23 protein-coding genes and 1 tRNA gene are annotated in these 24,719 nt (G+C 71.5%); 8 read left to right on the top strand and 16 right to left on the bottom strand.

Going from position 1 to position 24,719, the window contains the following annotated elements:
• Window positions 1-31: 31 nt before the first annotated feature.
• Both IEX31_RS00255 and IEX31_RS00250 read right to left on the bottom strand, forming a co-directional pair.
• A complete protein-coding gene (locus tag IEX31_RS00255; RefSeq protein WP_188741439.1) occupies window positions 32-475 on the bottom strand; it encodes a DUF6841 family protein in 444 nt (147 codons plus the stop codon).
• A 71-nt stretch (window positions 476-546) separates the two neighbouring features.
• Complete coding sequence (locus tag IEX31_RS00250; RefSeq protein ID WP_229662042.1) at window positions 547-1,287, bottom strand: nucleoside triphosphate pyrophosphohydrolase; 741 nt, start codon at window positions 1,285-1,287, stop codon at window positions 547-549.
• Between the two features lie 164 nt (window positions 1,288-1,451).
• Between IEX31_RS00250 and nhaB the strand changes: the two genes are divergently transcribed.
• Both nhaB and IEX31_RS00240 read left to right on the top strand, forming a co-directional pair.
• Window positions 1,452-2,972, top strand: a complete 1,521-nt coding sequence (gene nhaB / locus IEX31_RS00245) for a sodium/proton antiporter NhaB (RefSeq protein WP_188741437.1) — start codon at window positions 1,452-1,454, stop codon at window positions 2,970-2,972.
• 9 nt (window positions 2,973-2,981) lie between these two features.
• On the top strand, window positions 2,982-4,184 hold the full coding sequence (locus tag IEX31_RS00240) for a Na+/H+ antiporter NhaA (RefSeq protein WP_188741436.1): 1,203 nt from the start codon (window positions 2,982-2,984) through the stop codon (window positions 4,182-4,184).
• A gap of 14 nt (window positions 4,185-4,198) precedes the next feature.
• Here the strand turns inward: IEX31_RS00240 and mfd are convergent, their stop codons facing one another.
• Window positions 4,199-7,942, bottom strand: a complete 3,744-nt coding sequence (mfd, locus tag IEX31_RS00235) for a transcription-repair coupling factor (RefSeq protein ID WP_188741435.1) — start codon at window positions 7,940-7,942, stop codon at window positions 4,199-4,201.
• 82 nt (window positions 7,943-8,024) lie between these two features.
• Here mfd and IEX31_RS19375 point away from each other — a divergent pair, with 82 nt between their 5' ends.
• Window positions 8,025-8,738 carry an RNase H family protein gene (locus IEX31_RS19375; RefSeq protein ID WP_188741434.1) on the top strand — a complete coding sequence of 238 codons (714 nt, stop codon included), beginning with the start codon at window positions 8,025-8,027 and terminating at the stop codon, window positions 8,736-8,738.
• Between the two features lie 49 nt (window positions 8,739-8,787).
• Here the strand turns inward: IEX31_RS19375 and pth are convergent, their stop codons facing one another.
• The 3 genes from pth to IEX31_RS00215 form a co-directional block, all read right to left on the bottom strand.
• A complete protein-coding gene (pth, locus tag IEX31_RS00225) occupies window positions 8,788-9,417 on the bottom strand; it encodes an aminoacyl-tRNA hydrolase (RefSeq protein ID WP_188741433.1) in 630 nt (209 codons plus the stop codon).
• A gap of 125 nt (window positions 9,418-9,542) precedes the next feature.
• A complete protein-coding gene (locus tag IEX31_RS00220; RefSeq protein ID WP_188741432.1) occupies window positions 9,543-10,184 on the bottom strand; it encodes a 50S ribosomal protein L25/general stress protein Ctc in 642 nt (213 codons plus the stop codon).
• Between the two features lie 193 nt (window positions 10,185-10,377).
• Window positions 10,378-10,911: a gluconokinase gene (locus tag IEX31_RS00215; RefSeq protein ID WP_188741431.1), complete on the bottom strand. Its 534-nt coding sequence runs from the start codon at window positions 10,909-10,911 to the stop codon at window positions 10,378-10,380.
• A gap of 129 nt (window positions 10,912-11,040) precedes the next feature.
• Here IEX31_RS00215 and gnd point away from each other — a divergent pair, with 129 nt between their 5' ends.
• From gnd to IEX31_RS00195, 4 genes are read left to right on the top strand one after another with little or no spacing between them, the layout of a single operon-like run.
• On the top strand, window positions 11,041-12,498 hold the full coding sequence (gnd, locus tag IEX31_RS00210; protein WP_188741430.1) for an NADP-dependent phosphogluconate dehydrogenase: 1,458 nt from the start codon (window positions 11,041-11,043) through the stop codon (window positions 12,496-12,498).
• Between the two features lie 45 nt (window positions 12,499-12,543).
• Complete coding sequence (locus IEX31_RS00205; RefSeq protein WP_188741429.1) at window positions 12,544-12,897, top strand: YidH family protein; 354 nt, start codon at window positions 12,544-12,546, stop codon at window positions 12,895-12,897.
• A 28-nt stretch (window positions 12,898-12,925) separates the two neighbouring features.
• A complete protein-coding gene (locus tag IEX31_RS00200; protein ID WP_188741428.1) occupies window positions 12,926-13,261 on the top strand; it encodes a DUF202 domain-containing protein in 336 nt (111 codons plus the stop codon).
• A complete protein-coding gene (locus tag IEX31_RS00195; RefSeq protein WP_188741427.1) occupies window positions 13,258-13,620 on the top strand; it encodes a hypothetical protein in 363 nt (120 codons plus the stop codon). The genes IEX31_RS00200 and IEX31_RS00195 overlap by 4 nt, the downstream gene beginning before the upstream one ends.
• Window positions 13,621-13,629: 9 nt before the next feature.
• Here IEX31_RS00195 and IEX31_RS00190 read toward each other — a convergent pair whose 3' ends face one another.
• The 5 genes from IEX31_RS00190 to IEX31_RS00170 all read right to left on the bottom strand — a co-directional run bounded on the left by IEX31_RS00190 (window position 13,630) and on the right by IEX31_RS00170 (window position 18,396).
• Window positions 13,630-14,163: a helix-turn-helix domain-containing protein gene (locus tag IEX31_RS00190; RefSeq protein ID WP_188741426.1), complete on the bottom strand. Its 534-nt coding sequence runs from the start codon at window positions 14,161-14,163 to the stop codon at window positions 13,630-13,632.
• Complete coding sequence (locus IEX31_RS00185; RefSeq protein WP_188741425.1) at window positions 14,160-15,860, bottom strand: long-chain-fatty-acid--CoA ligase; 1,701 nt, start codon at window positions 15,858-15,860, stop codon at window positions 14,160-14,162. The genes IEX31_RS00190 and IEX31_RS00185 overlap by 4 nt, the downstream gene beginning before the upstream one ends.
• A 7-nt stretch (window positions 15,861-15,867) precedes the next feature.
• On the bottom strand, window positions 15,868-16,845 hold the full coding sequence (locus tag IEX31_RS00180; RefSeq protein ID WP_188741424.1) for a ribose-phosphate diphosphokinase: 978 nt from the start codon (window positions 16,843-16,845) through the stop codon (window positions 15,868-15,870).
• Window positions 16,846-16,880: 35 nt separating this feature from the next.
• The gene (gene glmU / locus IEX31_RS00175) at window positions 16,881-18,323 is read right to left on the bottom strand and encodes a bifunctional UDP-N-acetylglucosamine diphosphorylase/glucosamine-1-phosphate N-acetyltransferase GlmU (protein ID WP_188741423.1); all 1,443 of its coding nucleotides are present in this window, start codon (window positions 18,321-18,323) and stop codon (window positions 16,881-16,883) included.
• A 1-nt stretch (window position 18,324) separates the two neighbouring features.
• Window positions 18,325-18,396, bottom strand: a tRNA-Gln gene (locus IEX31_RS00170).
• Window positions 18,397-18,548: 152 nt separating this feature from the next.
• On the opposite strand from IEX31_RS00170, the gene IEX31_RS00165 reads away from it, so the two are divergent.
• Window positions 18,549-19,040 (top strand): MarR family winged helix-turn-helix transcriptional regulator, encoded by a 492-nt coding sequence (locus IEX31_RS00165; RefSeq protein WP_188741422.1) that lies wholly within the window; start codon window positions 18,549-18,551, stop codon window positions 19,038-19,040.
• A gap of 35 nt (window positions 19,041-19,075) precedes the next feature.
• Here IEX31_RS00165 and IEX31_RS00160 read toward each other — a convergent pair whose 3' ends face one another.
• The 5 genes from IEX31_RS00160 to IEX31_RS00140 form a co-directional block, all read right to left on the bottom strand.
• The gene (locus tag IEX31_RS00160; protein ID WP_188741421.1) at window positions 19,076-19,513 is read right to left on the bottom strand and encodes a hypothetical protein; all 438 of its coding nucleotides are present in this window, start codon (window positions 19,511-19,513) and stop codon (window positions 19,076-19,078) included.
• A gap of 197 nt (window positions 19,514-19,710) precedes the next feature.
• Window positions 19,711-21,573 (bottom strand): ABC-F family ATP-binding cassette domain-containing protein, encoded by a 1,863-nt coding sequence (locus tag IEX31_RS00155; protein ID WP_188741420.1) that lies wholly within the window; start codon window positions 21,571-21,573, stop codon window positions 19,711-19,713.
• 322 nt (window positions 21,574-21,895) lie between these two features.
• Window positions 21,896-22,966 (bottom strand): RAD23 family protein, encoded by a 1,071-nt coding sequence (locus tag IEX31_RS00150; protein WP_188741419.1) that lies wholly within the window; start codon window positions 22,964-22,966, stop codon window positions 21,896-21,898.
• A 199-nt stretch (window positions 22,967-23,165) separates the two neighbouring features.
• Window positions 23,166-24,098 (bottom strand): 4-(cytidine 5'-diphospho)-2-C-methyl-D-erythritol kinase, encoded by a 933-nt coding sequence (locus IEX31_RS00145; RefSeq protein WP_188741418.1) that lies wholly within the window; start codon window positions 24,096-24,098, stop codon window positions 23,166-23,168.
• A 37-nt stretch (window positions 24,099-24,135) separates the two neighbouring features.
• Complete coding sequence (locus IEX31_RS00140; protein WP_188741417.1) at window positions 24,136-24,675, bottom strand: hypothetical protein; 540 nt, start codon at window positions 24,673-24,675, stop codon at window positions 24,136-24,138.
• Between the last annotated feature and the right edge of the window lie 44 nt (window positions 24,676-24,719).

The raw sequence follows: 24,719 nt of genomic DNA, 5'->3' as shown, positions 1-24,719 counted from the left end.
CACGCCGAAGCGGGGCCGGGCGCCGCCGCGCTCAGCCGTACAGGTCGAGGTCGACGCCCCGGTCGCGCGCCGCGCGCTGCAGCGCCTCGGCCTCGTCGATGCCGACCGCGAGGTACACGTGCAGCCCGTCGGCGTCATCGCGCAGCAGGTATTCGTAGTCGGTGGTGACGATGAGCTCGTCGTCGGCGTCGAGGTGGCTCCAGCGCACCCGCACGGTCACGATGCGGTCGGTGAGGGCGCTGACGGCGCGGATCTCGGGCACGGCCGACTCGAGGCCGAGCATGCGGTACGCGGGATACGACGAGGCCAGGCCCGCCGACATGTCGGCGCGGCTCTCGAGCGCGCCCGCGAACTCGTCGGTGACGATCATGCCGGGCAGCCCCCACAGCCGCGCGGTCGCGTCGGCGTCGAACTCCCGCAACGCCGCCGCGTACTCGTCGAAGAACTCTGCGATGCGCTCCTCGTCGATGGCCATCGCGCCTCCTCGGTGATCGCGCCGACGTGTGCCTGCTCCGACGGTACGCCGAGGGCGTCGCATCCGCGACCCTAGTCGCCCGGCCTGTCGCTCTCGGCGTCCTCGCCCGTGCGTTCCTCCGCGGAGCGCACCTGGCCCTCGAGGTCGCGCACGGCGTGACGCAGCGCACGCTCCGCATCGAGCCCCTGCGCCCGAGCGGATGCCACGAGCGCGAGCAGCGTGCGACCGAGCTCGCCCTCCGTTGCCGGCGGCTCCGGGCCATCAGGAATCGACGCCGACGTCACCCGCACGCCCACCTTCTCGGCCTTGCCGAGCACCTTCTGCGCGAGGGCGAGCGCGGGCATGCCGCGCGGGATGCCGTCGAGCACGCTCGTGCGGTGCGGCTTCTCGTCGGCCTTCAGCTCGTCCCAGAACGAGACGACGTCGTCGGCCGTCTCGGCGGTGCGGTCGCCGCCGAAGACGTGCGGATGCCGCGACACCATCTTCTCGGTCATGTGCGCCGCGACGTCCTGGATGTCGAAGTCCTCACCGGGCGTGTGGGCGGCGAGGTCGGCGTGGAACAGCACCTGGTAGAGCACGTCGCCGAGTTCCTCGATGAGCTCCGCGCGGTTGCCAGACTCGATCGCCTCGATGAGCTCCCAGCTCTCCTCGACGAGGTACTGCACGAGGCTCTCGTGGGTCTGGTCGGCGTCCCACGGGCAGCCGCCGGGCGCCCTCAGGAACGCGACGGTCTCGATGAGCTCATCGAGCGGCGTGGCCGACCGCGCGGTCGGTCCGGGCGTGGTTGCCCCCGTCGACGTCAGGTGCCGGATGTCGCCCACGATCGCTCCCCTCCGGGCTGTCGCCCTCGCAGCCATGCTAGGCGCTGCCGCTAGGATCGGAACCGGGAGTGCCGGGAAGTCTGGTCGGCCGGGGCGAGGCATCGCATCCGTTCATCCGAACGCGACCCGGCGGCGCGCCGCCAGACGGGGATCACATGACCGACAGCCGCACGCCCGTGCGCGGGTTCTCAACTGCTCTGGTGCGGAACTTCCTCGGGAGTGCGCCGCGCTGGTACAAGCTCACGATCGTCGCGTTCCTCGTGCTGAACCCCGTCGCGCTGCTCCTCGTCGGGCCCTTCGTGACCGGGTGGCTGTTCGTGGCCGAGTTCATCTTCACGCTGGTGATGGCGCTCAAGTGCTACCCCCTGCAGCCCGGAGGCCTGCTCGCGATCGAGGCGGTCGTCCTCGGCATGACGAGCGCCGAGAGCGTCTACCACGAGACCACGGCGAACTTCTCCGTGATCCTCCTGGTGATGTTCATGGTCGCCGGCATCTACTTCCTCCGCGAACTCCTGCTGCTGGTGTTCTCGAAGCTGCTGGTCGCAGTGCGCTCGAAGATCCTGCTCTCGATCACCTTCACCGGGGTCGCGGCCGTGCTCTCCGCCTTCCTCGATGCCCTGACCGTGATCGCGGTCGTCATCGCCGTGGGGACCGGCCTGTACGCCGTCTACCACCGCTTCGCCTCGGACCGCGGGTTCGACGACGATCACGACCACGAGGACGACGAACTCGTCAACGACCCGTTGCGCGGTGACCTGGATCGCTTCCGCGACTTCCTGCGCAACCTCATGATGCACGCGGCCGTCGGCACGGCGCTCGGCGGGCTCGCCACGCTCGTGGGGGAGCCGCAGAACCTCCTCATCGGCGAGATCGTCGGATGGGGGTTCGCCGAGTTCCTCGTCCGAATGCTCCCGGTCTCCATCCCCGTGCTGATCGCCGGGCTCATCACGACGTTCCTGCTCGAGAAGACGGGCTGGTTCGGGTACGGAGCCCAACTGCCGGCATCCGTCCGCGAAGTCATGGAGCGGTGGGAGCGACAGCAGGCGGCCAAGCACGACCCGCGACGCCGGGCCAGACTGACCATGCAGGCGATCACCGCCGTCGCCCTCGTGGCGGCACTGGCCTTCCACCTCGCCGAGGTGGGACTGGTCGGCCTGCTGGTCATCGTCCTCGTGACCGCCTTCAACGGCATCATCGACGAGCATTCGCTCGGTCGCGCCTTCCAGGACGCGATGCCGTTCACGGCCCTGCTCGTGACCTTCTTCGCGATCGTCGCGATGATCAACACCCAGGGACTCTTCACGCCGATCATCGACGCCGTCCTCGCCCTCGACGGCCAGCAGCAGTTGACCGTGCTGTTCCTCGCCACCGGCGCGCTCTCGGCGATCAGCGACAACGTGTTCGTGGCGACGGTCTACATCACCGAGATCGCGAATGCCTTCGACGCCGGCACGATCACGCACGATCAGTTCGAGGCCCTCGCGATCGCGGTGAACGCCGGCACCAACGTGCCGAGCGTGGCGACGCCGAACGGCCAGGCCGCCTTCCTGTTCCTGCTGACCTCGGCGCTCGCCCCGCTCATCCGCCTCGGCTACGTTCGCATGCTGTGGATGGCGCTGCCGTACACGATCACGCTCACGACGACGGCGCTGCTCGCCATCACCTACCTCGTCTGATCGAGCGCCGTGAGAATCCTCAGATCCGAACGGTGGGCGGCAGGCCTCCTGCTCGCCGCCGCCGTCATCGGCCTCGTCATCGCGAACCTCCCCATCGGGCCGACCGTCATCGACGTGATGGATCGCCATCTCGAGCTCCCCGTCCTCGGGCTCGATCTGTCGGCCGGCCACTGGATCAGCGACGGCCTGCTCGCCGTCTTCTTCTTCATCGTGGCCGTCGAGCTCAAGCGAGAGCTGGTGATCGGCGAGTTGAACAGCTTCACGAAGGCGCTCCTGCCCGCGCTCGCCGCGCTCGGCGGCGTCATCGCACCCGCCCTCATCTACCTCGGCTTCACGGCGGACCGCGACACGGTCAGCGGTTGGCCGATCCCGACGGCCACCGACATCGCGTTCGCGCTCGGCGTGCTCGCCGTGTTCGGGCGCTGGATCCCGACCCGCGTGCGCGTGTTCCTCCTGGCCCTCGCGTTGCTCGACGACCTCATCGCGATCCTCATCATCGCGTTCTTCTTCACGAGCGACGCCGACCTGGGCTCACTCGGGTTCGCGACGATCGCGATCGCGCTCTTCGGGACGGTGAGTCGCCTGCTCAGGCCGCGATCCGAGTGGATCCTCGAGCGCCGGTCGCAGTGGCCGATCGTCGCGGTGCTCGTCGTGCTCGCGTTGGTCGCGTGGTACTTCATCTACCGGTCGGGCGTGCACGCGACGATCGCGGGGGTCGCCCTGGGTCTCGTGATGTCGCGTCGACCGGGTGGTCGAGCGGCGCATGAGCTCGAGCCGTGGTCGAACGGCGTCATCCTGCCGCTGTTCGCGCTCACCGCGGCCATGGTCCCGGTGCCGCAGGTGCAGCCCGCACAGCTCGATCCCGCGTTCTGGGGCATCCTCGTCGGCCTGCCGGTCGGCAAGATCGTCGGCATCGTCGCAGCCGGCCTGTTCGGCAGCTTGATCGCGAGGCGGCGGCGGGCCGGTAGCCCACTCACCCTGGCTGATCTCGCCATGGTCGGCGCGCTCGGCGGCATCGGATTCACCGTCTCGCTGCTGATGAACGAGCTGGCATTCGCGGATCTGCCCGGCGTACAGGACGAGGGCACCTTGGCCGTGCTCGTCGGATCGGGCATCGCCATCGTGCTGTCGGCGATCGTCGTGACCCTGCGGTCGAGGCACTACCGCAACCGTGGCGAGCACGCCGGCATGGGCGGGCCGTTCTCGCACTGATTGGGCCCCTCCGCTCAGCCCGTCGCCGTTGCGGGCTCGCCCGCGGCATCCGCCTGAGTCGCCGCCTCCTCGACGGGGAAGATCGCGATGATGAGCTGCGACACCCACGCGATGAGCTCGCCGTCGCCGGGAAGCGCACTGCCGGACGTGGGGAACGGCACGATGATCACGTCGTTCTGCGCGAAGTGCTTCGCACCCGGGTAGAGCCGCTCGAGCCGCACGCGGCGGGAGTCGGGAATGCGGGCGGGCGCGATCCGGAGCTTGGAGCCGGTCGCGATGACGTCGGAGAGCCCCGCGAGCTGGGCGGTGCGACGCAGTCGCGAGATCGCGATGAGGTGCTTCACGGCGTCGGGCGGCGTACCGTACCGGTCGACGAGCTCATCGAGCACGGCGTCGATCTGCCCCTCCGTCGCCGCAGGCCCGCTCGCCGCGGAGAGCTTCTGGTAGGCCTCGAGTCGCAACCGCTCGGAGTCGACGTAGTCCTCGGGGATGTGCGCGTCGACGGGCAGCTCGAGCCGCAGCTCGGTCTGGCCCTCGGCGACGTCGCCGCGGAACGCCGACACCGCCTCGCCGATCATGCGCAGGTAGAGGTCGAAGCCGACGCCCGCGATGTGCCCGGCCTGCTCGGCGCCGAGCAGGTTACCCGCGCCGCGGATCTCGAGGTCCTTCAGCGCCACCTGCGTGCCGCTGCCCAGTTCGTTGTTGGCGGCGATCGTGGAGAGCCGGTCGTGCGCGGTCTCGGAGAGGGGCTTCTGGGGATCCCAGAGGAAGTACGCGTACGCGCGCTCGCGGCCGCGGCCGACGCGACCGCGGAGCTGGTGCAGCTGCGACAGTCCGTACTTGTCGGCGCGGTCGATGATGATCGTGTTGGCGTTCGAGATGTCGAGTCCCGTCTCGATGATCGTCGTCGAGACGAGCACGTCGAACCTGCGCTCCCAGAAGTCGACGACGATCTGCTCGAGCACGTGCTCGTTGAGCTGGCCGTGCGCCACGGCGATGCGGGCCTCGGGCACGAGCTCGGCGAGCTTCGCGGCCGCCCGGTTGATCGACGACACGCGATTGTGCACGAAGAACACCTGCCCCTCGCGGAGCATCTCGCGGCGTATCGCCGCGGCGACCTGCTGGTCGGAGTACGGCCCGACGTACGTGAGGATCGGGTGGCGGTCTTCGGGCGGGGTCGCGAGCGTCGACATCTCGCGGATGCCGGTGACCGCCATCTCGAGGGTGCGCGGGATCGGGGTCGCGCTCATCGCCAGGATGTCGACGTTGGTCTTGAGCTTCTTGAGCGCGTCCTTGTGCTCGACGCCGAAGCGCTGCTCCTCGTCGATGATGAGGAGCCCGACGTCCTTGAACCGCACCTGCTCGGTGAGGATGCGGTGTGTGCCGATGACCATGTCGACCGTGCCGTCGGCGAGGCCCGCGACCGTCTCGCGCACCTCCCGGTCGGTCTGGAAGCGCGAGAGCGCGCGGACATGCACCGGGAAGCCGGCGAACCGTTCCCTGAACGTCTCGAGGTGCTGCCTGACGAGGAGCGTCGTCGGCACGAGCATCGCGACCTGCTTGCCGTCCTGAATGGCCTTGAACGCGGCCCGCACGGCGACCTCGGTCTTGCCGAACCCCACGTCGCCGGCGAGCAGGCGATCCATCGGGATCGGCCGTTCCATGTCGGCCTTCACCTCGTCGATGGTCTGCAGCTGGTCGGGCGTCTCGGTGAACGGGAACGCCTCCTCCAGCTCGTGCTGCCACGGCGTGTCGGGTCCGAACGCGTGCCCCTTCGCCGCCATGCGCGCCGAGTACAGCTTCACGAGCTCCACCGCGATCTCGCGCACGGCCCTGCGCGCGCGGCCCTTGGCCTGCGCCCAGTCGCTGCCGCCCATCTTCGACAGCGCGGGCGCTTCGCCGCCGACGTAACGGCTCAGCAGGTCGAGCTGGTCGGTGGGCACGAAGAGCCGATCGCCGGGCTGGCCGCGCTTCGACGGCGCGTACTCGAGCACGAGGTACTCGCGCACGGCCGTCGGCGCCTGCTGGATGCCCGCCGTGCGGCTCGGGCCGGTGGGCCGACTGCCGGTGGCGACCTCGCGCTGCATCATCTCGACGAACCGGCCGATGCCGTGCGTCTGGTGCACGACGTAGTCGCCGGCCTCGAGCTTCAGCGGGTCGACGACGTTGCGGCGCCGGGTGGCGAGCTTCGTCCTCTTCCGCGCGTCGTAGCCGGCCGCACGCCCGTAGAACTCCGACTCGGAGATGAGACCGAGCTTCACCTCTGGCACCTCGAATCCCTGTGCGGCATCGGCCTGCACGAGGTAGGCGACCCCAGGCTCGAGGTCGGCCGGCACCGCATCGACAAGGCGCGCGGCGAGCCCGGCCTCGGCGAGCACGTCACGGGCCCGCTCCACCAGGCCGTGACCGGCGGATGCCACGACCAGCGACCACCCGTCGCGCAGGCGCTCCCCCGCGTGATCGACGGCGCCCGCGACGTTGCCCGCGAAGCTCGGCATGGCGCTCGCGGCGACGCGCACGTACTCGGATGCCGCGCCCGCCGCCGCCCCGGCCGCCTCCGCCCCGGCCGCCTCCGCCCCGGCCGCCTCCGCATCGACGCCGGATGCCACGACCACCGCCGCGGCATCCCCGAGGTCGAAGCTCGAGAAGGTCCACCAGACGTGCCTCGGATCGCGCTCGCCCGGTGCGCTGAACAGGGTCGACTCGCGGAGCTCGCGCATCGTGACGAAGTCGCCGGCCGCGAGGTCGATGGGTGCCTCGGCACCCGCCGTCGCCGCCGTCCACGCCGCGGCGAGGAACTCGCGGTTGGTCTCGGCGAGGTTCACGGCGCGGCCGGCCACCCGCTCGGGCTGCAGCACGGCGACCGCCGCCCCGGCGGGCAGGTAGTGCGTGACCGGCACGAGGCGTTCGAGCAGGGCGGGCGCGAGCGATTCCATGCCCTCGACCGGAATGCCCTCGGCGATCTTCTGCAGGAGGTTCGACAGGCTCGGGAACTCGTGCAGCATCTCGCGGGCACGCTGCCGCACCGCCGGCGTCAGCAGCAGTTCGCGGCTCGGCGCGAGCGAGACGCGCTCGACGATGTCGGGAAGGGAGCGCTGGTCGGCCACCGAGAACGCGCGGAGCTCCTCCACCTCGTCGCCGAAGAACTCGACGCGCACGGGGTGATCGGCGGTCGGCGGGAACACGTCGAGGATGCCTCCGCGCACCGCGAACTCGCCGCGACGGGCGACCATGTCGACCCGCACGTAGGCGAGGTCGACGAGCTTCAGCGCCAGCTGCGAGAGGTCATACCCACGTCCGCCGGCCACGAGCTCGACGGGCGCCGGCTCGGCCAGGTTGTCGGCGAGCGGCTGCAGGGTGGCGCGCACCGACGCCACCACGATCAGCGGATGCCGCGAGCCCGCCGCCGACCATTCGTGCATGCGCCGGAGGGCATACAGCCGTCGGCCGACGGTCTCGGCCGACGGGCTGAGCCGTTCGTGCGGGAGCGTCTCCCACGCGGGGAACTCGAGGATCTCGGCGTCGTCGAAGTATGGCGCGAGCGACGAGCGCACGGACTCGCCCTCGCGGCTCGTCGCGGTGACCACGAGCAGGGCGGGCGGCAGGCCGGCCTCGACCCGGCGCTGCAGGAGTCCTGCGAGCAGTGGCGCGTCGATGCCGGCGGGAGCCGAGAAGTCGGCGTTCCGCAGGGCCTCGGCGAGCGCGCCGTCGATCGTGGAGGCGCGCGAAAGCGCCGCGTTCAAGCCCTGCAGGATCACCGTACGAGTCTACGCGCGCCCTCCGACGCGGCGGCAGCCGCGCTGCCGATACGATGAGCGCGCACCATTCGAAGGGACTCGCATGATCACCGCCGCAGCCGACGGATCGGCCCTCGGGAACCCCGGCCCCGCCGGGTGGGCGTGGTACGTCGACGACCATTGCTGGGCCGCCGGCGGCTGGCCGCACGCCACGAACAACCAGGCCGAGCTGACCGCCGTGCTCGAGCTGTTCCGGGCGACCGCGCACCTCGACGACGAGCTGCACGTGCTGTGCGACAGCCAGTACGTGATCAACGCCGTCACGAAGTGGATGTCTGGGTGGAAGCGCAAGGGCTGGCGCAAGGCCGACGGCAAGCCCGTCATGAACGTCGAGCTGCTGCAGCTCCTCGATGCGGAGCTCGCCGGTCGCCGCTACCGCTTCGAGTGGGTGCGTGGGCACGTGGGCCACGACCTCAACGAGGCGGCGGACTCCCGCGCCCGCGCCGTGGCCGAGGCCTATCGTCGGGGCGCCGCGGTGCCGTCCGGCCCCGGCTGGACGTACGAGGCCGCCTCCGCGGTCGAGGCTGCGGCGATCGTGGGCGACCTCGAGGCCGAGCTCGAGCCCGAACTCGATTCGGGGCCCGAGGCGGCGTTCGAGGCGGCATCCGACGACGCGGCCCTGTTCAGCCTCGACGAGCCCGTCGACGCGTGGCACACGCTGACGCTCGACCTCTCGACGGAGGAACTCGAACGGCTGGTGCAGCGGGCGCGCGCCGAGGGCGTGTCGCCAGAGGAGTTCCTGCGCGGCTTCATCTGATCCGCGCCCGCTGATCCGCCCCGTCGGCGGAAGCAGGACCCGGCAGGGCTCAGGCGGGCGAGTGGAACCGCTGCTGTGCGGCCACGAGGCCGAGCTCGACGATCGCCTCGACCGCGTCCGCGGCATCCGACAGCAGGTTCGGCAGCGCCTGGCGCTCGGCGGCGGAGAAGTCCTTGAGCACGAAGTCCGCGGCATCCTGCCGGCCGGGCGGACGGCCGATGCCGACCCGCACCCGTGTGAATGCGCCATCGTCGGTGGCCTTCGCGACGTCGCGGATGCCGTTGTGGCCGCCGTGCCCGCCGCCCTGCTTGAGCCGCACGGTGTCGAAGGGGATGTCGAGCTCGTCGTGCACGACGATGAGCCGGTCGACGGGCAACGAGTAGAACGTGAGCAGTGCCGACACCGGCCCGCCAGACGTGTTCATGTAGCCGTTCGGCTTCGCGATGACGAGCTTCGGCCCGCCCGGCCGGAGGAAGCCCTCCGCGACCCGCGACGGCGTCTTGTGGGTCTTGAAGGTCGCCCCGATGCGCGCGGCGAGCTCGTCGGCGACCATCTGGCCGACGTTGTGCCGATTCGCCGCGTACCGGGCGCCGGGGTTGCCGAGCCCGACCACGAGCCACGTGTTCTCGGCCACGGCGTCGTCCTTCCGGCGGGGCCGCAACCGGTCGAGGAGGCCCATGACGACTCCTTCCGGCGCTGCGGTGGTGGGGGGAATGCGAGGGGCCTGCGGCCCGCTTCCGAGCGTACCCGGATGCGACGCCGCAGGCCCTGTGCGCGAGTGCTGCGGGTGCTGCGCCGGCGGCGTTACTCCGCCGACTCGGCCTCGCCCTCGGGGGCCCCCTCGGTCTCGGCGGCTTCGGCGGCTTCAGCGGCCTCAGCCTCTGCGGCCTCCTCACCCAGGTCGACCTTCTGCGGCACGTGCACGTTCACGACGAGGGCGTCCTCGTCGCTGATGAGCGTCGCGCCCGCGGGAAGCTCGACGTCCTTCGCGTGGAGCTGCGCGCCCTCCTCGAGACCCTCGACCGACACGACGATGGTCTCGGGGATGTGCGTGGCCTCGACCTCGAGAAGCATGGTCTTGGCGTCGAGGTCGGCGATGGTGCCGGCGAACGGCTCGCCCTCGAGGTGCACGGGCACCTCGACCTGTACCTTCTCGCCGCGCCTGATGATGATCAGGTCGAGGTGCTCGATGACCTGGTGCACCGGGTCCTTCTGCACATCCTTCACGAGGGCGAGCTGGCTCTCGCCCGCGATCTGGAGGTCGAGCACGGCGTTCGCCTTGCGGATGAGCAGCGCGACCTGGTGGCCGGGCAGCGTCAGGTGCCTGGGGTCGGTGCCGTGGCCGTAGAGCACGGCGGGAATCTTGCCGGCGGCGCGGAGCTTGCGTGCTGCGCCCTTGCCGAACGAGTCGCGCGCGGCCGCTTCGACCTTGTTGTCTTCGTCCATGGTGGTTCTCCTTGCGGGCTCACTCGGCCCAGATCGTGTGTCTGTGTCGTTTCGACTCGAACGCGCGCACGTCGCGTGCGCAGTGCGTGAGGAACAGCCGTGAAGCCTGGATTCCACCGCGTCGATCACGGATGTCGCGACCGGCCGCCAGGCCGGCTGCGAGGCATCCCTCGCCGAAGTACAGTCGCCAAGTTTAGCGGATGTCGCGGAGCGCGGCGATCACCCGCTCGACGACCCGCTCGACCGAGCCGGTGTTCTCGATCCGCACGCCTCGCTCGTCGTCGCCGAGGCCCTCCAGCGTGTCGAGTTGCGCGGCGACGAGCGTCGCCGGCATGAAGTGTCCCGCGCGCCCTCCGACGCGGGCACCGAGCTCGTCGGGCGGCACGACGAGCTCCACGAACTGCGCGTCGGAGCACGCGGCGCGGATCACGTCGCGGTACGCACGCCGCAGCGCCGAGCAGGCGACCACCCGGCCGCCCGTCCCCGCCCCGAGCGCCCGGCCGACGGCCTCGAGCCACGGCATCCGGTCGGCATCGTCGAGGGCGAGGCCGGCGCGCATCTTGGCGACGTTCGACGACGGGTGCAGGTCGTCGGAGTCGACGAAGTCGAGCCCGGCGAACTGCTCACCGAGACGGCCGGCCAGCGCGGCGCCCACGACCGACTTTCCCGCGCCGCTCGGGCCCATGACGACGACGCGCGGCCGTGCGGCGGAAGGAACGGCGTCCATGCGTTGCAGGCTAGTCCACCCGCCTGGCGGCACGGCCGCGGCATCCCCTCACCGCAACGGGAGGCAACGGTGAGCCGCGCTCACAGTACGCTGGTTGGCGACCCCCGGAAGCTCACGAGGAGACCATTCGTGCCTGAAAGCGGAACTGCAAACATCGGCGTCGTCGGACTCGCGGTCATGGGGTCCAACCTCGCCCGCAACCTGGCGAGCCGCGAGGGCAACACCGTGGCGGTGTTCAACCGCTCGCCCGAGCGCACGCAGACCCTCGTGACCGAGCACCCCGAGGCCGGATTCGTCGCGTCGGAGGGCTACGACGAGTTCGTCGCCTCGCTGGCGAAGCCGCGCACGGCGATCATCATGGTGCAGGCGGGCACGGGCACCGACGCCGTCATCTCCGACCTGGTGCAGCGCTTCGAGCCAGGCGACATCATCGTCGACGGCGGCAACGCGAACTTCCACGACACGATCCGCCGCGAGGCCGACATCAAGCCCACCGGCATCCATTTCGTCGGCATGGGCGTGTCCGGCGGCGAGGAGGGCGCCCTCAACGGCCCGTCGCTCATGCCGGGCGGCGCCGCCGAATCGTACGAGACCCTCGGCCCGATCCTGCAGACCATCGCGGCGGTGGCACCCGACGGCGAGCCGTGCGTGACCCACGTCGGCACCGACGGCGCCGGCCACTTCGTGAAGATGGTGCACAACGGCATCGAGTACGCCGACATGCAGCTCATCGCCGAGGCCTACGACCTCATCCGCCAGGGCACCGGCAGGAGCCCGGCCGAGATCGCCGACGTCTTCGCCGAGTGGAACACCGGCGAGCTCGAGAGCTACCTCATCGAGATCACCGCCGAGGTGCTGCGCCAGACGGATGCCGCGACCGGCCGGCCGCTCGTCGACGTCATCCTCGACGAGGCGGGCGCCAAGGGCACGGGCGCGTGGACGGTGCAGAACGCGCTCGACCTCGGCGTTCCGACGTCGGGCATCGCCGAGGCCGTCTTCGCCCGCAGCCTCTCGTCCAAGCGCGGGCAGCGCGAGGCGGCCGCCGACCTGCCGGGCCCCTCGGGCGAGTGGAAGGTCGACGACGCCGACGCGTTCATCGAGGACGTGCGCCGGGCGCTCTACGCCTCGAAGATCATCGCCTACTCGCAGGGCTTCGACGAGATCGTCGCGGGCGCAGAGCAGTTCGGCTGGGACATCCACAAGGGCGACATCGCGAAGATCTGGCGCGCCGGCTGCATCATCCGCGCCCGCTTCCTCAACCGCATCGCCGACGCGTACGCCGAGGACCCGTCGCTCGTCGCGCTCGTCGTGGCCCCGTACTTCCGCGACGCCGTCGCCGGCGCGCAGGAGAGCTGGCGCCGCATCGCCGCCATCGCGGCGCAGGCCGGCATCCCGACGCCCGCCTTCGCTTCGTCGCTCGCCTACTACGACGGCCTCCGCGCCGAGCGGCTCCCGGCCGCCCTCATCCAGGGCCAGCGCGACTACTTCGGCGCGCACACGTACCAGCGCGTCGATCAGCCGGGCGTCTTCCACACGCTCTGGTCGGGCGACCGCTCCGAGATCGAGACGACGCCCTCGTCGCACTGACGGGCGGAACCGCACGATCGACGGCCGAACGGAAGGGGCGAGCAGATGCCGGAACCGGCGTGGCGGAATGAGGGCACCGAACCCGACTACCGCTTCACCCTCGCGAACGAGCGCACGTTCCTCGCGTGGATCCGCACGGCGCTCGCACTCCTCGCGGGCGGCGTGCTGCTGCACCAGTTCGCGACCGAGCTCGACCCGAGGATCGTCGTCACGGTGCTTTCGGCCGGGCTCGGCGTGGTCGCCGCGGTGCTCAGCGTCGTGTCGTACACGAGGTGGCGTGCCAACGAGATCGCGATCCGGCAGGGTCGGCCGCTGCCGTTCAGCTGGGTGCTGCCTGCCCTCGCGGCCGTGTGCCTCCTGACCAGTGCGGTGCTCGTGGTGCTGCTCCTCATCGCATGACCCGGCACGGGAACCCAGGGCGGACGGCATGCGCCCGCACGTGATCGATGCGACGGGCGATCCGGGGCTCCAGCCCGAACGCACCGCGCTCGCCTGGACGCGCACCGCGCTCGCCATCGCGGTGAATGCGCTGCTGTCGATCCGCGCGGGGTTCGTGGCCGGCGAACCGTGGCTCGTGGCGATCGGGGTGCTGCTGTTCGCGGCATCCGGTGCGGCCTTCGCGATCGGCACGGTGCGCCGGCGACAGCTGTCGGGCGAGAGGCTCGTCATCTCGCCGCCGCGCGGCGCCCTCATCGGCGTCGCGGCGGCGACGCTCGCGGCGAGCGCCGGCGGCGTGGCCTCCGTGTTGGTGATGCCCTCGTGAGCGACCGGTTCCCCGAGCTCGACGGCGAGCCGCACGACGACGGGCCGGTCTACGGCGAGCGACGCCGACGTGCGCTTCGCATCGCGGTGCTGGTCGCGCTCGGTGCGCTCGTGCTCCCGATCGTGCTCTCGATGTACGGGGTCGCGCACTCGGCGGCGCAGCGTGCGTGCGCGGTGTCCGTCGCCGCCTACGACACGGATGCCGCGGGGGCGCGCGTCGCCTTCGACCTGTTCGCATGGGGCGGCCCGGGGTGGCAGTGCTTCGCCGTCGCCGGGAACGGCAGCGAGACGCTCATCGCCGAGCTCGGACTCCTGCCGGGCGCACCGCGGTTCATCGGCGAGAACGAGCGCGACGCCTGAGCCCGCCGTTCACTGCTCGTCAGGCGCGGGCCCCTCGTCGGGCGCGGGCCCCTCGTCGGGGAACACCCGCTTGTACGAGCGTCCGTCGGCCAGCTCGACCGTCGCGGCCCGCAGCAGTCCACGGTTGACGCGCTGGTAGATCGCCTGCGGGGTGACCCCCAGCCGCTTGGCGGCCTCCGAGACCGACAGTCCCGGAAGGTCGGTGGGAGCGCTCGACGGGCGATCGCGCTTGCGCCTGCGGCTCGCCTCCTGGCGGATTGCGATGGCGTCGTCGTCGCCCGCCCAGCGGTACTTCGCGGCCGACGGGCTGAGGCCGGCAGCATCCGCCACCTCGTCCCACGTCGCGCCCGCATCGAGCGCGTCGCGCACCGCCCGCAGAGCTGCCGGGTCGGCCTCGAGGGCGACGACGAGCGAGCGGATGCCGCGGAGCCGGTCGAGCGGCGCGGCATCCGCCTCCCCCGCCTCACCGGCCTCGAGCGCGGAAAGCCGCTCGAGTGCTCGCGCGGCGTCGGCGGAGAGGAACGACACGACGCTTCCGGTCACCCGGCCAGGAGGCCGTTGCGCACCTGGCGGCGCAGCACCTTGCCGATCAGCGAGCGCGGCAGGTCATCGGCCTGCACGACACGGCGGGGCACCTTGTAGGGCGTGAGTCGGTCGCGAACGAACTCGCGGATCGCGTCGCCGTCGAAGGTCGCGCCCTGCTTCAGTACCACGACGGCGACGACTTCCTCGCCCGACCGCTCGTCGGGCAGGCCCACGACGGCGCAGTCCTCCACGTCGGGGTGGTGGCGGATCGCCTCCTCGACCTCGCTCGGGGCGACGTTGAACCCGCCCGTGATGATGAGTTCCTTGATGCGGTCGACGATGCGCACGAACCCGTCGTCGTCGATCGAGACGACGTCGCCCGTGCGGAACCAGGGCGCGCCGCCCGCGGGGTCGTCGACGAACACCGCCTCGGTCTCCTCCGGCTTGCGCCAGTAGCCCGAGAACACCTGCGGGCCGCGCACGACGAGCTCACCCTCGGTGCCGGGCTCACGATCGACCGTCGGGGCGTCGGGGTCGACGACACGCGCCTCGGTCGACGGCAGCGGCAGGCCGACGGTGCCCGCCCTGCGATGCGGCGACACCGGGTTGGCCATGAGCACCGGGGAGCACTCCGAGAGCCCGTAGCCCTCGACGAGGTACCCGCCGGTCGCGGCCTCCCACGGCTCGACCACGTCGGCCGAGAGCGGCATGGCGCCCGAGATGGCGATCCGGATGCCCCGGAGCGAGACGCCCGCCTCGGCGGCGGCCTTCGTGAGGCGATCGTAGATGGGCGGCACGGCCGGCAGGAACGTCGGCGGGTGCTGCTTCACGACCTTCAGCACGAGCTCGGGGTCGAACCTGGGGAACAGGACGAGTCGCGATCCCATGCTCATGGCGAAGGTCAGGCAGAGCGTCAGCCCGTAGGCGTGGAACATCGGCAGCACGGCGTACACGACCGACGTGCCGCGCTCGACCTGGGGCACCCACGCCCTCGCCTGCGCGGCGTTCACGCCGAGGTTCGCGTGCGACAGCACGGCCCCCTTGGGGTTCCCGGTGGTGCCGCTCGTGTACTGGATGACCGCGACGTCGTCAGGTCCGGGCGCGATGATGTGCGGCTCGATGGGGTCGGATGCCACGAGCCGCTGCCACGGCATGGTGCCGCGCACCTTCGTGGTGAGCGCCGACCTCGACTCGCGCGCCGTGGCCACGGGCAGCCGGAGCAGGGCACGCGTGACGAGGGGCATGGCGCGGGTGAGGTCGACCGAGACGATGTGCCGCACCGCGAGGTCTGCGGGGAGGGCCTGGATGGAGTCGACCACCTTGTCCCACGCGATCACGAGGCGGGCGCCGTGGTCCTCGAACTGGTGGCGCAACTCGCGCGGGGTGTAGAGCGGGTTGTGCTCGACGACGATGGCGCCCAGGCGCAGCACCGCGTAGAACGCGACGACGTGCTGCGGGCAGTTCGGGAGCACGATGGCGACGGGGTCGCCCTTCTGCACGCCGAGGAGGCGCAGCCCTTCGGCGGCACGCTCCACCTGTGCGCCGAGTTCCGCGTAGGTGGTGGTGGCGCCGAAGAACTCGAGCGCGACGTTCTGGCCGTACTGCTCGACGGAGCCGTGCAGGAGGTCGTAGAGCGAGCCCTGCTGGGGTTCGATGTCATGGGGCACGCCGTCGGCGTAGCTCGAGAGCCAGGGTCGCGGGGTCGTGATGGCCATGGTCGCCTCAGGCCGCGCCGTCGAACATGCTCGTGACCGAGCCGTCCTCGAAGACCTCGCGGATCGCGCGCGCGAGGAGTGGGGCGATGGGCAGCACCGTGAGGCGGTCCCAACGTTTGGACTCGGGGACGGGCAGGGTGTCGGTGACGACGACGCGGTCGATCGACTCGTCCTGCAGGATGTCGACCGCCGGTGTCGAGAGCACGGCGTGCGTCGCGGCGACCACGACGCCGATCGCGCCGTTGGCCTTGAGCGCCTCGGCGGCCTTCACGATGGTGCGGCCGGTGTCGATGAGGTCGTCGACGATGAGGCACACGCGCCCCTCGACGGTGCCGACGATCTCGTGCACCGACACCTCGTTGGGCACCAGCGGGTCGCGTCGCTTGTGGATGATCGCGAGCGGTGCGCCGAGCTTGTCGCTCCAGATGTCGGCGACGCGCACGCGGCCCATGTCGGGCGAGACGACCGTGAGGGTCTGCGGGTCGAGGAGCTGGCGGAAGTGCTCGAGCAGCACGGGCATGGCGAACAGGTGGTCGACGGGCCCGTCGAAGAAGCCCTGGATCTGCGCGGCGTGCAGGTCGATCGACATGATGCGGTCGGCACCGGCGGCCTTGTAGAGGTCGGCCACCAGCCGTGCCGAGATCGGCTCACGGCCGCGGCCCTTCTTGTCCTGGCGGGCGTACGGGTAGAACGGCGAGACCACCGTGATGCGCTTCGCGGAGGCGCGCTTCAGCGCATCGACCATGATGAGCTGCTCCATGAGCCACTCGTTGATCGGCGTGGCGTGCGACTGGATGACGAAGGCATCGGTGCCGCGCACGCTCTCGTCGTAGCGGGCGTAGAGCTCGCCATTCGCGAACGTGCGCGCGTCGGTGGGCATGAGCTCGGTGCCGAGTTCCGCCGCGATCTGCTCGGCGAGCTCGGGGTGGGCCCGTCCACTCACGAGCACGAGCCGCTTCGATCCGGTGGTCTCGATTCCAGCCATCTGGCCTGTCCTCTCCACCAGCCTCGACCGGTGCGTCAGTCTTCGACGGGACCGGATGCCGCTTCGGCGACCTCGGCTGCCTGTGCCGCCGCGGTGCCGGACCGGTGCTTCCGGACCCATCCCTCGATGTTGCGTTGGGGTGCCACGTTCACGCCGAGCGCGCCCGCGGGGATGTCGTGGCGGACGACGGTGCCGGCGCCCGTGTAGGCCCCGTCGCCAATCCTAACGGGCGCGACGAACACGCCGTGCGCGCCGGTCTTCACGTGCGAGCCGACGTCGGAGTGGTGCTTCCGCACGCCGTCGTAGTTGGCGAAGATCGAGCCTGCGCCGATGTTCGAGTCCTCCCCGATCGTCGCGTCGCCCACGTAGGTGAGGTGCGGCACCTTGCTGCCGGTGCCGATCCTCGCGTTCTTCGTCTCGACGAACGTGCCGATCTTGCCGTCGGCACCGAGCACGGTGCCCGGTCGGAGGAAGGCGAATGGACCGACGGATGCCCCCGCCCCGATGACCGACAACGTGGCATCCGTGCGCTTCACCTCGGCGTTCGCGCCGACCTCGCTGTCGACGAGGGTCGTGTCGGGGCCGACGACGGCGCCGGTCGCGATGACCGTGGCCCCCTTCAGCTGCGTGCCCGGGCGGATGGTCACGTCGGGTTCGATCTTCACGTCTAGGTCGATCCACGTGGTGGCCGGGTCCTCGATGGTGACGCCGTTCAGCTGCCACCCGCGCACGATGAGCGCGTTGAGTCGCGCGGCGGTCTCGGACAGCTGCGCGCGGTCGTTGATGCCCGCGACGAGCCACGGCTGCACCACGGGCACCGCCTCGACCTCGCTGCCCGCCTCGCGCAGGTGCTGGATGACGTCGGTCAGGTACTTCTCGCCCTGCGCATTGTCGGTCGTGAGGTTGGCGAGCTGGTCGCGCAGCGCACCGGCGCCGAAGGCGTAGATGCCCGCGTTGATCTCGGCGATGCCACGCTCGTCGTCGGTCGCGTCCTTCTGCTCGACGATGCGGTGGAACGCGCCACGCTCGTCGCGCACGATGCGCCCGTAGCCGCTCGGGTCGTCGTAGACGGCCGAGAGCACGGATGCCTGCGCGGCGTGGCCGCGGTGCTGCTCGAGGAAGGCGGCGAGGGTTCCGGCATCGAGGAGCGGCACGTCGCCGTTCAGCACGAGCACCTCGCCCTTGAAGTCGGCGGGGAGCGCGGCGAGCGCCTGCTCGACCGCTCGGCCGGTGCCGGGGATCTCGTCCTGGTCGACGACGACGCAGCCGGGGAGCGTGGCCTCGACCTCCGCGGCGACCCGGTCGCGCTCGTGGCGCACGACCGCGATGACGTGCGCGGCGTCGAGCGCCTGCGCGGTGCGGAGCACGTGCGAGACGATCGGCGACCCGGCGAGCGGGTGCAGGAGCTTCGGGGTGGCCGACTTCATGCGCGTGCCTTGCCCGGCGGCGAGGACGATGATGGCGAGTTGTTGATCCATGCTCCGCCACCAGGATTCGAACCTGGTCCTCACAGCTCCAAAGGCTGTCGTGCTGCCGTTACACCATGGCGGACCGCGAGGGGTGGGGCCCTGCGCGCCAACCAGTCTGCCATGGCGCATGGGGGTGCCCGGGGCTTCCGCTCGCCCGCGAGCGACCTCGCGACTCGCGCCCACTGCCCGCCGCCACGGGGGCATCCGCCCATCATGCGACGGGATAATGGCGGGATGACGGAAGCTGACGAGGTCGACCGGATCGTGCGCGACTGGGAGCGCGAGCGCCCCGACCTCGACTTCGCGCCCCTGCAGGTGCTGTCGCGCGTCGCGCGCCTGTCGAAGCACCTCGATCGCGCGCGTCGGCAGGCGTTCACGCGCTCGGAGCTCGAGTCGAGCGAGTTCGACGTGCTCTCGGCCCTGCGGCGTGCGGGTGCTCCCTATCGGCTTTCGCCCAAGCAGCTGCTGCAGCAGACGCTGGTCTCGAGCGGCACCATGACGAACCGCATCGACCGGCTCGTCGATCGCGGCCTCGTCACCCGCCAGACCGACCCGCACGACGGCCGCGGCATCCTGGTCGAGATGACCCCCGCCGGCCTCACGCGCGTGGATGCCGCGATCACACGGCTCGTCGACGCCGAGGCTGAGCTCCTCGCGGAGCTGCCCGCGGCGGAGCAGAAGCGGCTTTCGGGACTGCTGCGGAAGCTGAGCCTCGGATTCGACTGAGGCGGGCCGCGGTTCGAGGCCGTGCCCTCCACCGGTCACGCGTAGTCGTCGGGTGCGAGCCAGCGGACCCCGCGGTCGTGGAGGATGAGCTGCGCTCGAACGACGACGCCCTCGGCACGGCATGCGGCCGCGAGGGCGCCCGCCCACTCGCGATCGGCCGGCGTCGTCTCGGCGCGCCCAGGTCGTTCCCACACGAACACCACCTTCGCCGCCCCGACCTCCCTCACGATGACCGAGAGACGGTCGGCGAGCAGTTGGGCGGCCGTTCCCTCGTCGCCGCCCGGCTCGTCGGGTCGATCGGGGTACCCGGCCATCGGCATGATGAGCGGCATCTGCACGTCGTCGGCATCCAGGTAGAGCGTCCACCACTGACGCCTGACCGCGTGCTGCAGGAGGCCCGCGACGCGCTCCTCCACGTCGTGGTCGGTCGTGATCGGCAGGTGGGCGGCCTCGTCGGCGTCGATTCGGGTCATGCCGACGATGGTTGCCCGACAGCGCCGGCCGCGGGCATCCGGCCATCCGAGATGTGGACCGACCGGCGTGCCGCGATGGTGAGGAGGACAAGTGCCGCCGTCTCACGCCGCCGTCCGCCGCCGGTGATACGCGAGCGCCGCGACCCCCGGGGTTCGTGCCGCGCGGACCCCGCCCGGCCCTCACAGCACCTGCGGCGTCATCCTTCGATCGCCTCGGACACTTCGAGCCAGCGTGTCTCCAGCTCGGCGACGGATGCCTCGAGCTGCTGCAGTCCGTCGCCCAGCACGGCGAGGCCCGCGTAGTCGCTCTGGTCGTGCACCGCGAGGCGCTCGTGCAGCCGGGCGACCTCGGCCGCGAGCTTGTCGAGTCGGCGGTCGATCGACGACAGCTCCTTCTCCGCCGTCCGGCGCTCGGCGCCGGTGAGCGTCGGCGCAGCCGGCTCCGGCTGTGGAGTCCGCACAGCGGGCGTCTCGAAACCCGGCCGCCCCGAGTCCGCCGGCCGCGCGGCATCCGCCTGCTGCCGGCGCAGCTCCAGGTACTGGTCCACGCCGCGCGGCAGGTCGCGCAGGTGCCCGTCGAGGATGGCGAACTGCCGGTCGGTGACGCGCTCGATGAGGTATCGGTCGTGGCTGACCACGAGGAGGGTGCCGGGCCACGAGTCGAGGAGGTCCTCGATCGCGGCGAGCATGTCGGTGTCGAGGTCGTTGGTGGGCTCGTCGAGGATGAGCACGTTGGGCTCCTGCAGCAGGATGAGCAGCAGCTGCAGCCGGCGCTTCTGGCCGCCCGAGAGGTTCTTCACCGGCGTCGAGAGCTGCGAGCTCGTGAAGCCCAAACGCTCGAGCAGTTGCCCCGGCGTGAGCTCGACCGCCTTGGAGCCCTGGCCGACCCGGTATGCGCTCCGCTGCTCGGCGACGACGGCGCTCACCCGCTCGTCGGCCCACTCGGCGAGCTCGGCGAGCTCCTGGCTCAGCGTCGCGATCTTCACGGTCTTGCCGCGCTTCACGCGTCCGGTGGTCGGCTGCACGGCACCCGTAACGAGGCCGAGGAGCGTCGACTTGCCCGCGCCGTTGACGCCGAGGATCCCCGTGCGCTCCCCCGGCGCGATGCGCCACTCGACGCCGTGGAGCACCATGTGCTCGGCCGGGGCGCCGGCAGCGGCATCCACCACCGGATAGACCACCGACACGTCGAGCAGGTCGACGACATCCCTGCCGAGCCGCGACACCGCGAGCCGGTTGAGCTCGACCGGGTTGCGAACCGGCGGCTCGTTCCCGATGAGCTGGTTCGCCGCCTCGATGCGGAACTTCGGCTTCGACGTGCGGGCAGGAGCGCCGCGGCGGAGCCACGCGAGCTCCTTGCGCATGAGGTTCTGCCGTTTCGCCTCGGATGCCGCGGCCATTCGGTCCCGCTCGACGCGCTGCAGCACGTACGCCGCGTACCCGCCCTCGAACGGCTCGACGATGCCGTCGTGCACCTCCCACGTGCCGGTGCACACCTCGTCGAGGAACCACCGGTCGTGCGTCACGACGACGAGCGCACCTGCATCCGACGCCCACCGGCCCTTCAGGTGGCGCGCCAGCCAGGCGATGCCCTCGACATCGAGGTGGTTGGTGGGCTCGTCGAGGAACACGACGTCCCAGTCGCCCACGAGCAGCGCCGCAAGTCCCGCGCGACGACGCTGCCCGCCCGAGAGCGCGGCGATGTGCGCGTGCCACGGGACATCCGCGAGCAGCCCGGCGATGACGTCGCGAACCTTCGCATCGCCCGCCCACACGTGCTCCGCGATGCCGCCGACGACCGACTCGGCGACCGTCTTGCCGGGATCGACGACGTCGGCCTGGTCGAGCATGCCGATCCGGATGCCACGACGGCGCGTGACCCGCCCGCCGTCGGGCTCGAGGCGACCCGCGAGCAGCTTCAGCAGCGTCGACTTGCCGTCGCCGTTGCGGCCGACGACGCCGATGCGATCGCCCTCGTCGATGCCGAGGGTGACCTCGTCGAAGACGACGCGAGTCGGGAACTCGAGGTGCAGGCGCTCGGCGCCGAGGAGGTGTGCCATGTCGCGCTCAACCCTAGCCGCCGCGCCCGCGGGCGACTGCCGCGCGCCGCGCCGCGCGCGCAACCGCGCAACGCCCGCGCGCCGCGTGCCCCCACCGCTGCGCTCGCCCCGGCCCCCGGGCCGNGCCATCTGCACCGCTCGCCGCCTCAGCCGGTGCGGATCGCCACAACTCGTGCCCGGCCCGCCGCCCGCGAGTCGCGCGCCGTGGCTGCCGGCCCACCGCGCGCGAGCCGCGCGGAGCCGCGTCAGCTGCTCGACGCCAGCGTGACGCTCGAGTCGATGCCATCTGCACCGCTCGCCTGTTCAGCCGGTGTGGATCGCCTCAGCTCGTGCCCGGTCGCCAGCCGCGTGCCCGGAGGCGACGTGCCACGCGCTCCTGCAGGGCCGCGGAGTTGCGCACCGCTCCGTCGGCACTCACGTCGTCCGAGGTCACCTGGACGATCATCCAGTCCACGTCGCTGAGGCGCTCGAGACGGCCGATGTCTCGGCGGAACGCCGCCGCGGGGCGATGCAGATCGCTCTGGTACTCCAGTCCGACCCGGTACGACGGATACGCCAGATCGATCATGGCGACGAGCGATCCGTCAGGACCGAGCACACGGTGGTTGCACTCGGGCTCCGGAAGGCCGCCTCGCAGGAGGTCGAGCCGGAGCAGCGACTCCCGCCGCGACAGCGGACCCGAGCGCGCCAGCTCGAGCGCCTGGCGCAGGAGGGTGGCCCCGCGGCATCCGGCATGCCGCTCGATTGCCGCCGCGAGATCATCGCGCGTGCAGCGCGGCGCGCGACCGTCGAGGGGCTGCGTGCCGGTGAGGAGGAAATCGGCGGCGGCGGCGAGGTCATCGAGTGACAGTCGGGCAGCACACTGCACCCACGCGCTCGCGGGATCGACGACCCGCAGCCCGCCGTGGACGTAGATCGTGAGTCGCTCGAACCTCAGGACGTGGCCGACGACTCCGCGAGCCGTCGGAGGTGCCGAGCCTCGCGGCACCGAGACGTGGAGCCGCGGCGCGGGCTTGACGACTCCGTCGGACGACGGCGGTTCGGTGATCCGGAGCGCCGTATCCGACGGGGCCGGCTCGGCCGCCGGCGAATCGCCGGCGGCCGGAGCTGGCGAGACCGTTGGCATCCCCTCGGACGCCGGCAACGGCATGCCCCACAGCGCGGCCGCCGTCTCGTGGCTGAACACCTGCCGCTTCGGCATCCGCTTGGCATAGGCCTCGGCGAGCTCGCGCACGGATTGATCGGAACCGGCGAGGCGACGGACGCCGTGGAACGGACGCTCGAGATCATCGGCGGCGAGTCGTCGCCAGTGCACCCCTCGCTTGTCCGCTTCGCGGCGGGTGAACGACTTCACGGTGCGGAGACTCCACGGCAGTTCGCGCGATCGAGACACCCGATCAGGGTGCACCGGACCGCGGTAGCGCACGTGAAGCCGTCCACAGGGCGTGTACGGCTGGGCCGCGAGTCGAGGCCGACTGCACCGGATGCATCGCCGAGCGGTGCAGGCGACATCAACTCGTGAACCGTGAAGGCGTGTGGCGCACGACCCCGGACCCGGCAGTCGCGCGGGCCTCCAACCCGAGAACGCGCCCTCAGGCGTACGTGATCCGTGCGCCGTGCACGGGGCCGTGCACGTGCACGGCGTTGAGACGGGCCGCCGACAGCGCCACCTGCAGGTCGATCGCCGAGCTCGCGTCCTCGGCGAGGAAGGCCATCGTGGGCCCCGATCCCGACACGATCCCGGCGAGCGCGCCGTGCGCCTCGCCGAGCTCGAGGATGCCGCCGAGCCCCGGCGCCAGTGCGATCGCCGCGGGCTGGAGGTCATTGTGCAGCGCATCGGCGAGGCGGCGCGGGTCCCCGGCGCGGAGCGCCTGCAACACCGAGGCGGCGACCACGGGCGACGCGCCGACCGCGACCGGCCGTGTCTTGTCGGCGCGCTGCCGGTCGAGCTCGCCGTACACCGCGGGCGTCGACAGGCCGAACTCGGCGAGCGCGAGCACCCAGTGGAACGATCCGGTGGCGAGTGCCGGGCTCAGCCGGTCGCCGCGGCCGGTGCCGATTGCCGTGCCGCCCGAGAGCGCGAACGGCACGTCCGCGCCGAGCTTCGCCGCGAGCACGTGCAGCTCCTCCTTCGACAGCGCCGTTCCCCACATGGCGTCGCACGCCACGAGGGTGGCCGCGGCATCCGCCGAGCCCCCGCCCATGCCGCCGGCGATCGGCACGTGTTTCTCGATCTCGAGGCGCACGCCGCCCGGCACGCCGGCCGTTCGGGCGAGCAGCTTCGCCGCGCGGATCGCGAGGTTCGAGGCATCCGTCGGCAGCCCCGACGTGTCGACGCTGCCCGAGAAGCCGACGCTGAACTCGTCGTCGGGCCACGCGCGCACGTCCTCGTAGAGCGACACCGCCTGATACGCCGTGGCCACGTCGTGGTACCCGTCGGGCTGCACCTCGCCGACGCGCATGAAGAGGTTGATCTTGCCGGGCGCCCGAACGCGTACCGTCTCGTCGGTCGCCGCGATCGTCATGGTGCCACGCTATCCCACGGCACCGGGTGGTCCTCGGTCAACCGACCGCCCGCAGCCACTCGCGCAGCTCGCCCTTGACCTCGGCGAGGCGCGTGCCGTCGGTCATCCTGCCCCACGTCAGTCCGATCGACGAGCGGCCGTCGCCGAGCGGGCTCGCGCTCGCCAGCACGAACTCGCCGCTGTCGAGCGGGAATCGGGCGGTCGGATGCTTCGCCGTGAGGTTGAGGGCGAGCGGCTCGACGCCCAGCTCCGCCGTGACGACCGCGGCGAGCGCCTGCAGCGCGTCCGCCGGGTCGAGCGCGACGGTGCGGCTCACGCTCGCCTCGAACGTGCCGTCCTGCCGCTGGCCGGGCTCGCGGATGCCGCGGGCCTGCTCGTACGCGACGGTGAGGTGCTGCGCCCACCACGCGTCGACGCCCTGCTCACCCGAGAGCCACGCGGCGATGTCCTTGTGCCGCCAGGTGGCCGCGTCGGCCCGGTCGAGCAGCGCGAACCACTCGGATCGCTCGCGTCCCGTGGCGCCGAGCACGGCGCCGTCGCCGACGCCCTCGGTGCTGCCCTCGACCGACGTGCCCATGCGACCACGTTAGTGCGCGCGCCCGCGACGAGGAAGGACAGGCG

This window comes from Agromyces bauzanensis (genome assembly GCF_014645655.1).
Taxonomy (GTDB): domain Bacteria; phylum Actinomycetota; class Actinomycetes; order Actinomycetales; family Microbacteriaceae; genus Agromyces; species Agromyces bauzanensis.
The sequence above is the reverse complement of the archived record's forward strand: the minus strand, read 5'-3'. Positions and strand labels throughout refer to the sequence as shown.

What these genes read in the sequence shown, in the direction of transcription:
- IEX31_RS00255 (WP_188741439.1), bottom strand. Translation starts at nt 475, where the DNA reads ATGGCCATCGACGAGGAGCGCATCGCAGAGTTCTTCGACGAGTACGCG.
- nhaB (WP_188741437.1), top strand. Translation starts at nt 1,452, where the DNA reads ATGACCGACAGCCGCACGCCCGTGCGCGGGTTCTCAACTGCTCTGGTG.
- IEX31_RS19375 (WP_188741434.1), top strand. Translation starts at nt 8,025, where the DNA reads ATGATCACCGCCGCAGCCGACGGATCGGCCCTCGGGAACCCCGGCCCC.
- pth (WP_188741433.1), bottom strand. Translation starts at nt 9,417, where the DNA reads ATGGGCCTCCTCGACCGGTTGCGGCCCCGCCGGAAGGACGACGCCGTG.
- IEX31_RS00220 (WP_188741432.1), bottom strand. Translation starts at nt 10,184, where the DNA reads ATGGACGAAGACAACAAGGTCGAAGCGGCCGCGCGCGACTCGTTCGGC.
- IEX31_RS00215 (WP_188741431.1), bottom strand. Translation starts at nt 10,911, where the DNA reads ATGGACGCCGTTCCTTCCGCCGCACGGCCGCGCGTCGTCGTCATGGGC.
- IEX31_RS00205 (WP_188741429.1), top strand. Translation starts at nt 12,544, where the DNA reads ATGCCGGAACCGGCGTGGCGGAATGAGGGCACCGAACCCGACTACCGC.
- IEX31_RS00200 (WP_188741428.1), top strand. Translation starts at nt 12,926, where the DNA reads ATGCGCCCGCACGTGATCGATGCGACGGGCGATCCGGGGCTCCAGCCC.
- IEX31_RS00185 (WP_188741425.1), bottom strand. Translation starts at nt 15,860, where the DNA reads ATGGCCATCACGACCCCGCGACCCTGGCTCTCGAGCTACGCCGACGGC.
- IEX31_RS00180 (WP_188741424.1), bottom strand. Translation starts at nt 16,845, where the DNA reads ATGGCTGGAATCGAGACCACCGGATCGAAGCGGCTCGTGCTCGTGAGT.
- glmU (WP_188741423.1), bottom strand. Translation starts at nt 18,323, where the DNA reads ATGGATCAACAACTCGCCATCATCGTCCTCGCCGCCGGGCAAGGCACG.
- IEX31_RS00165 (WP_188741422.1), top strand. Translation starts at nt 18,549, where the DNA reads ATGACGGAAGCTGACGAGGTCGACCGGATCGTGCGCGACTGGGAGCGC.
- IEX31_RS00160 (WP_188741421.1), bottom strand. Translation starts at nt 19,513, where the DNA reads ATGACCCGAATCGACGCCGACGAGGCCGCCCACCTGCCGATCACGACC.
- IEX31_RS00155 (WP_188741420.1), bottom strand. Translation starts at nt 21,573, where the DNA reads ATGGCACACCTCCTCGGCGCCGAGCGCCTGCACCTCGAGTTCCCGACT.
- IEX31_RS00145 (WP_188741418.1), bottom strand. Translation starts at nt 24,098, where the DNA reads ATGACGATCGCGGCGACCGACGAGACGGTACGCGTTCGGGCGCCCGGC.
- IEX31_RS00140 (WP_188741417.1), bottom strand. Translation starts at nt 24,675, where the DNA reads ATGGGCACGTCGGTCGAGGGCAGCACCGAGGGCGTCGGCGACGGCGCC.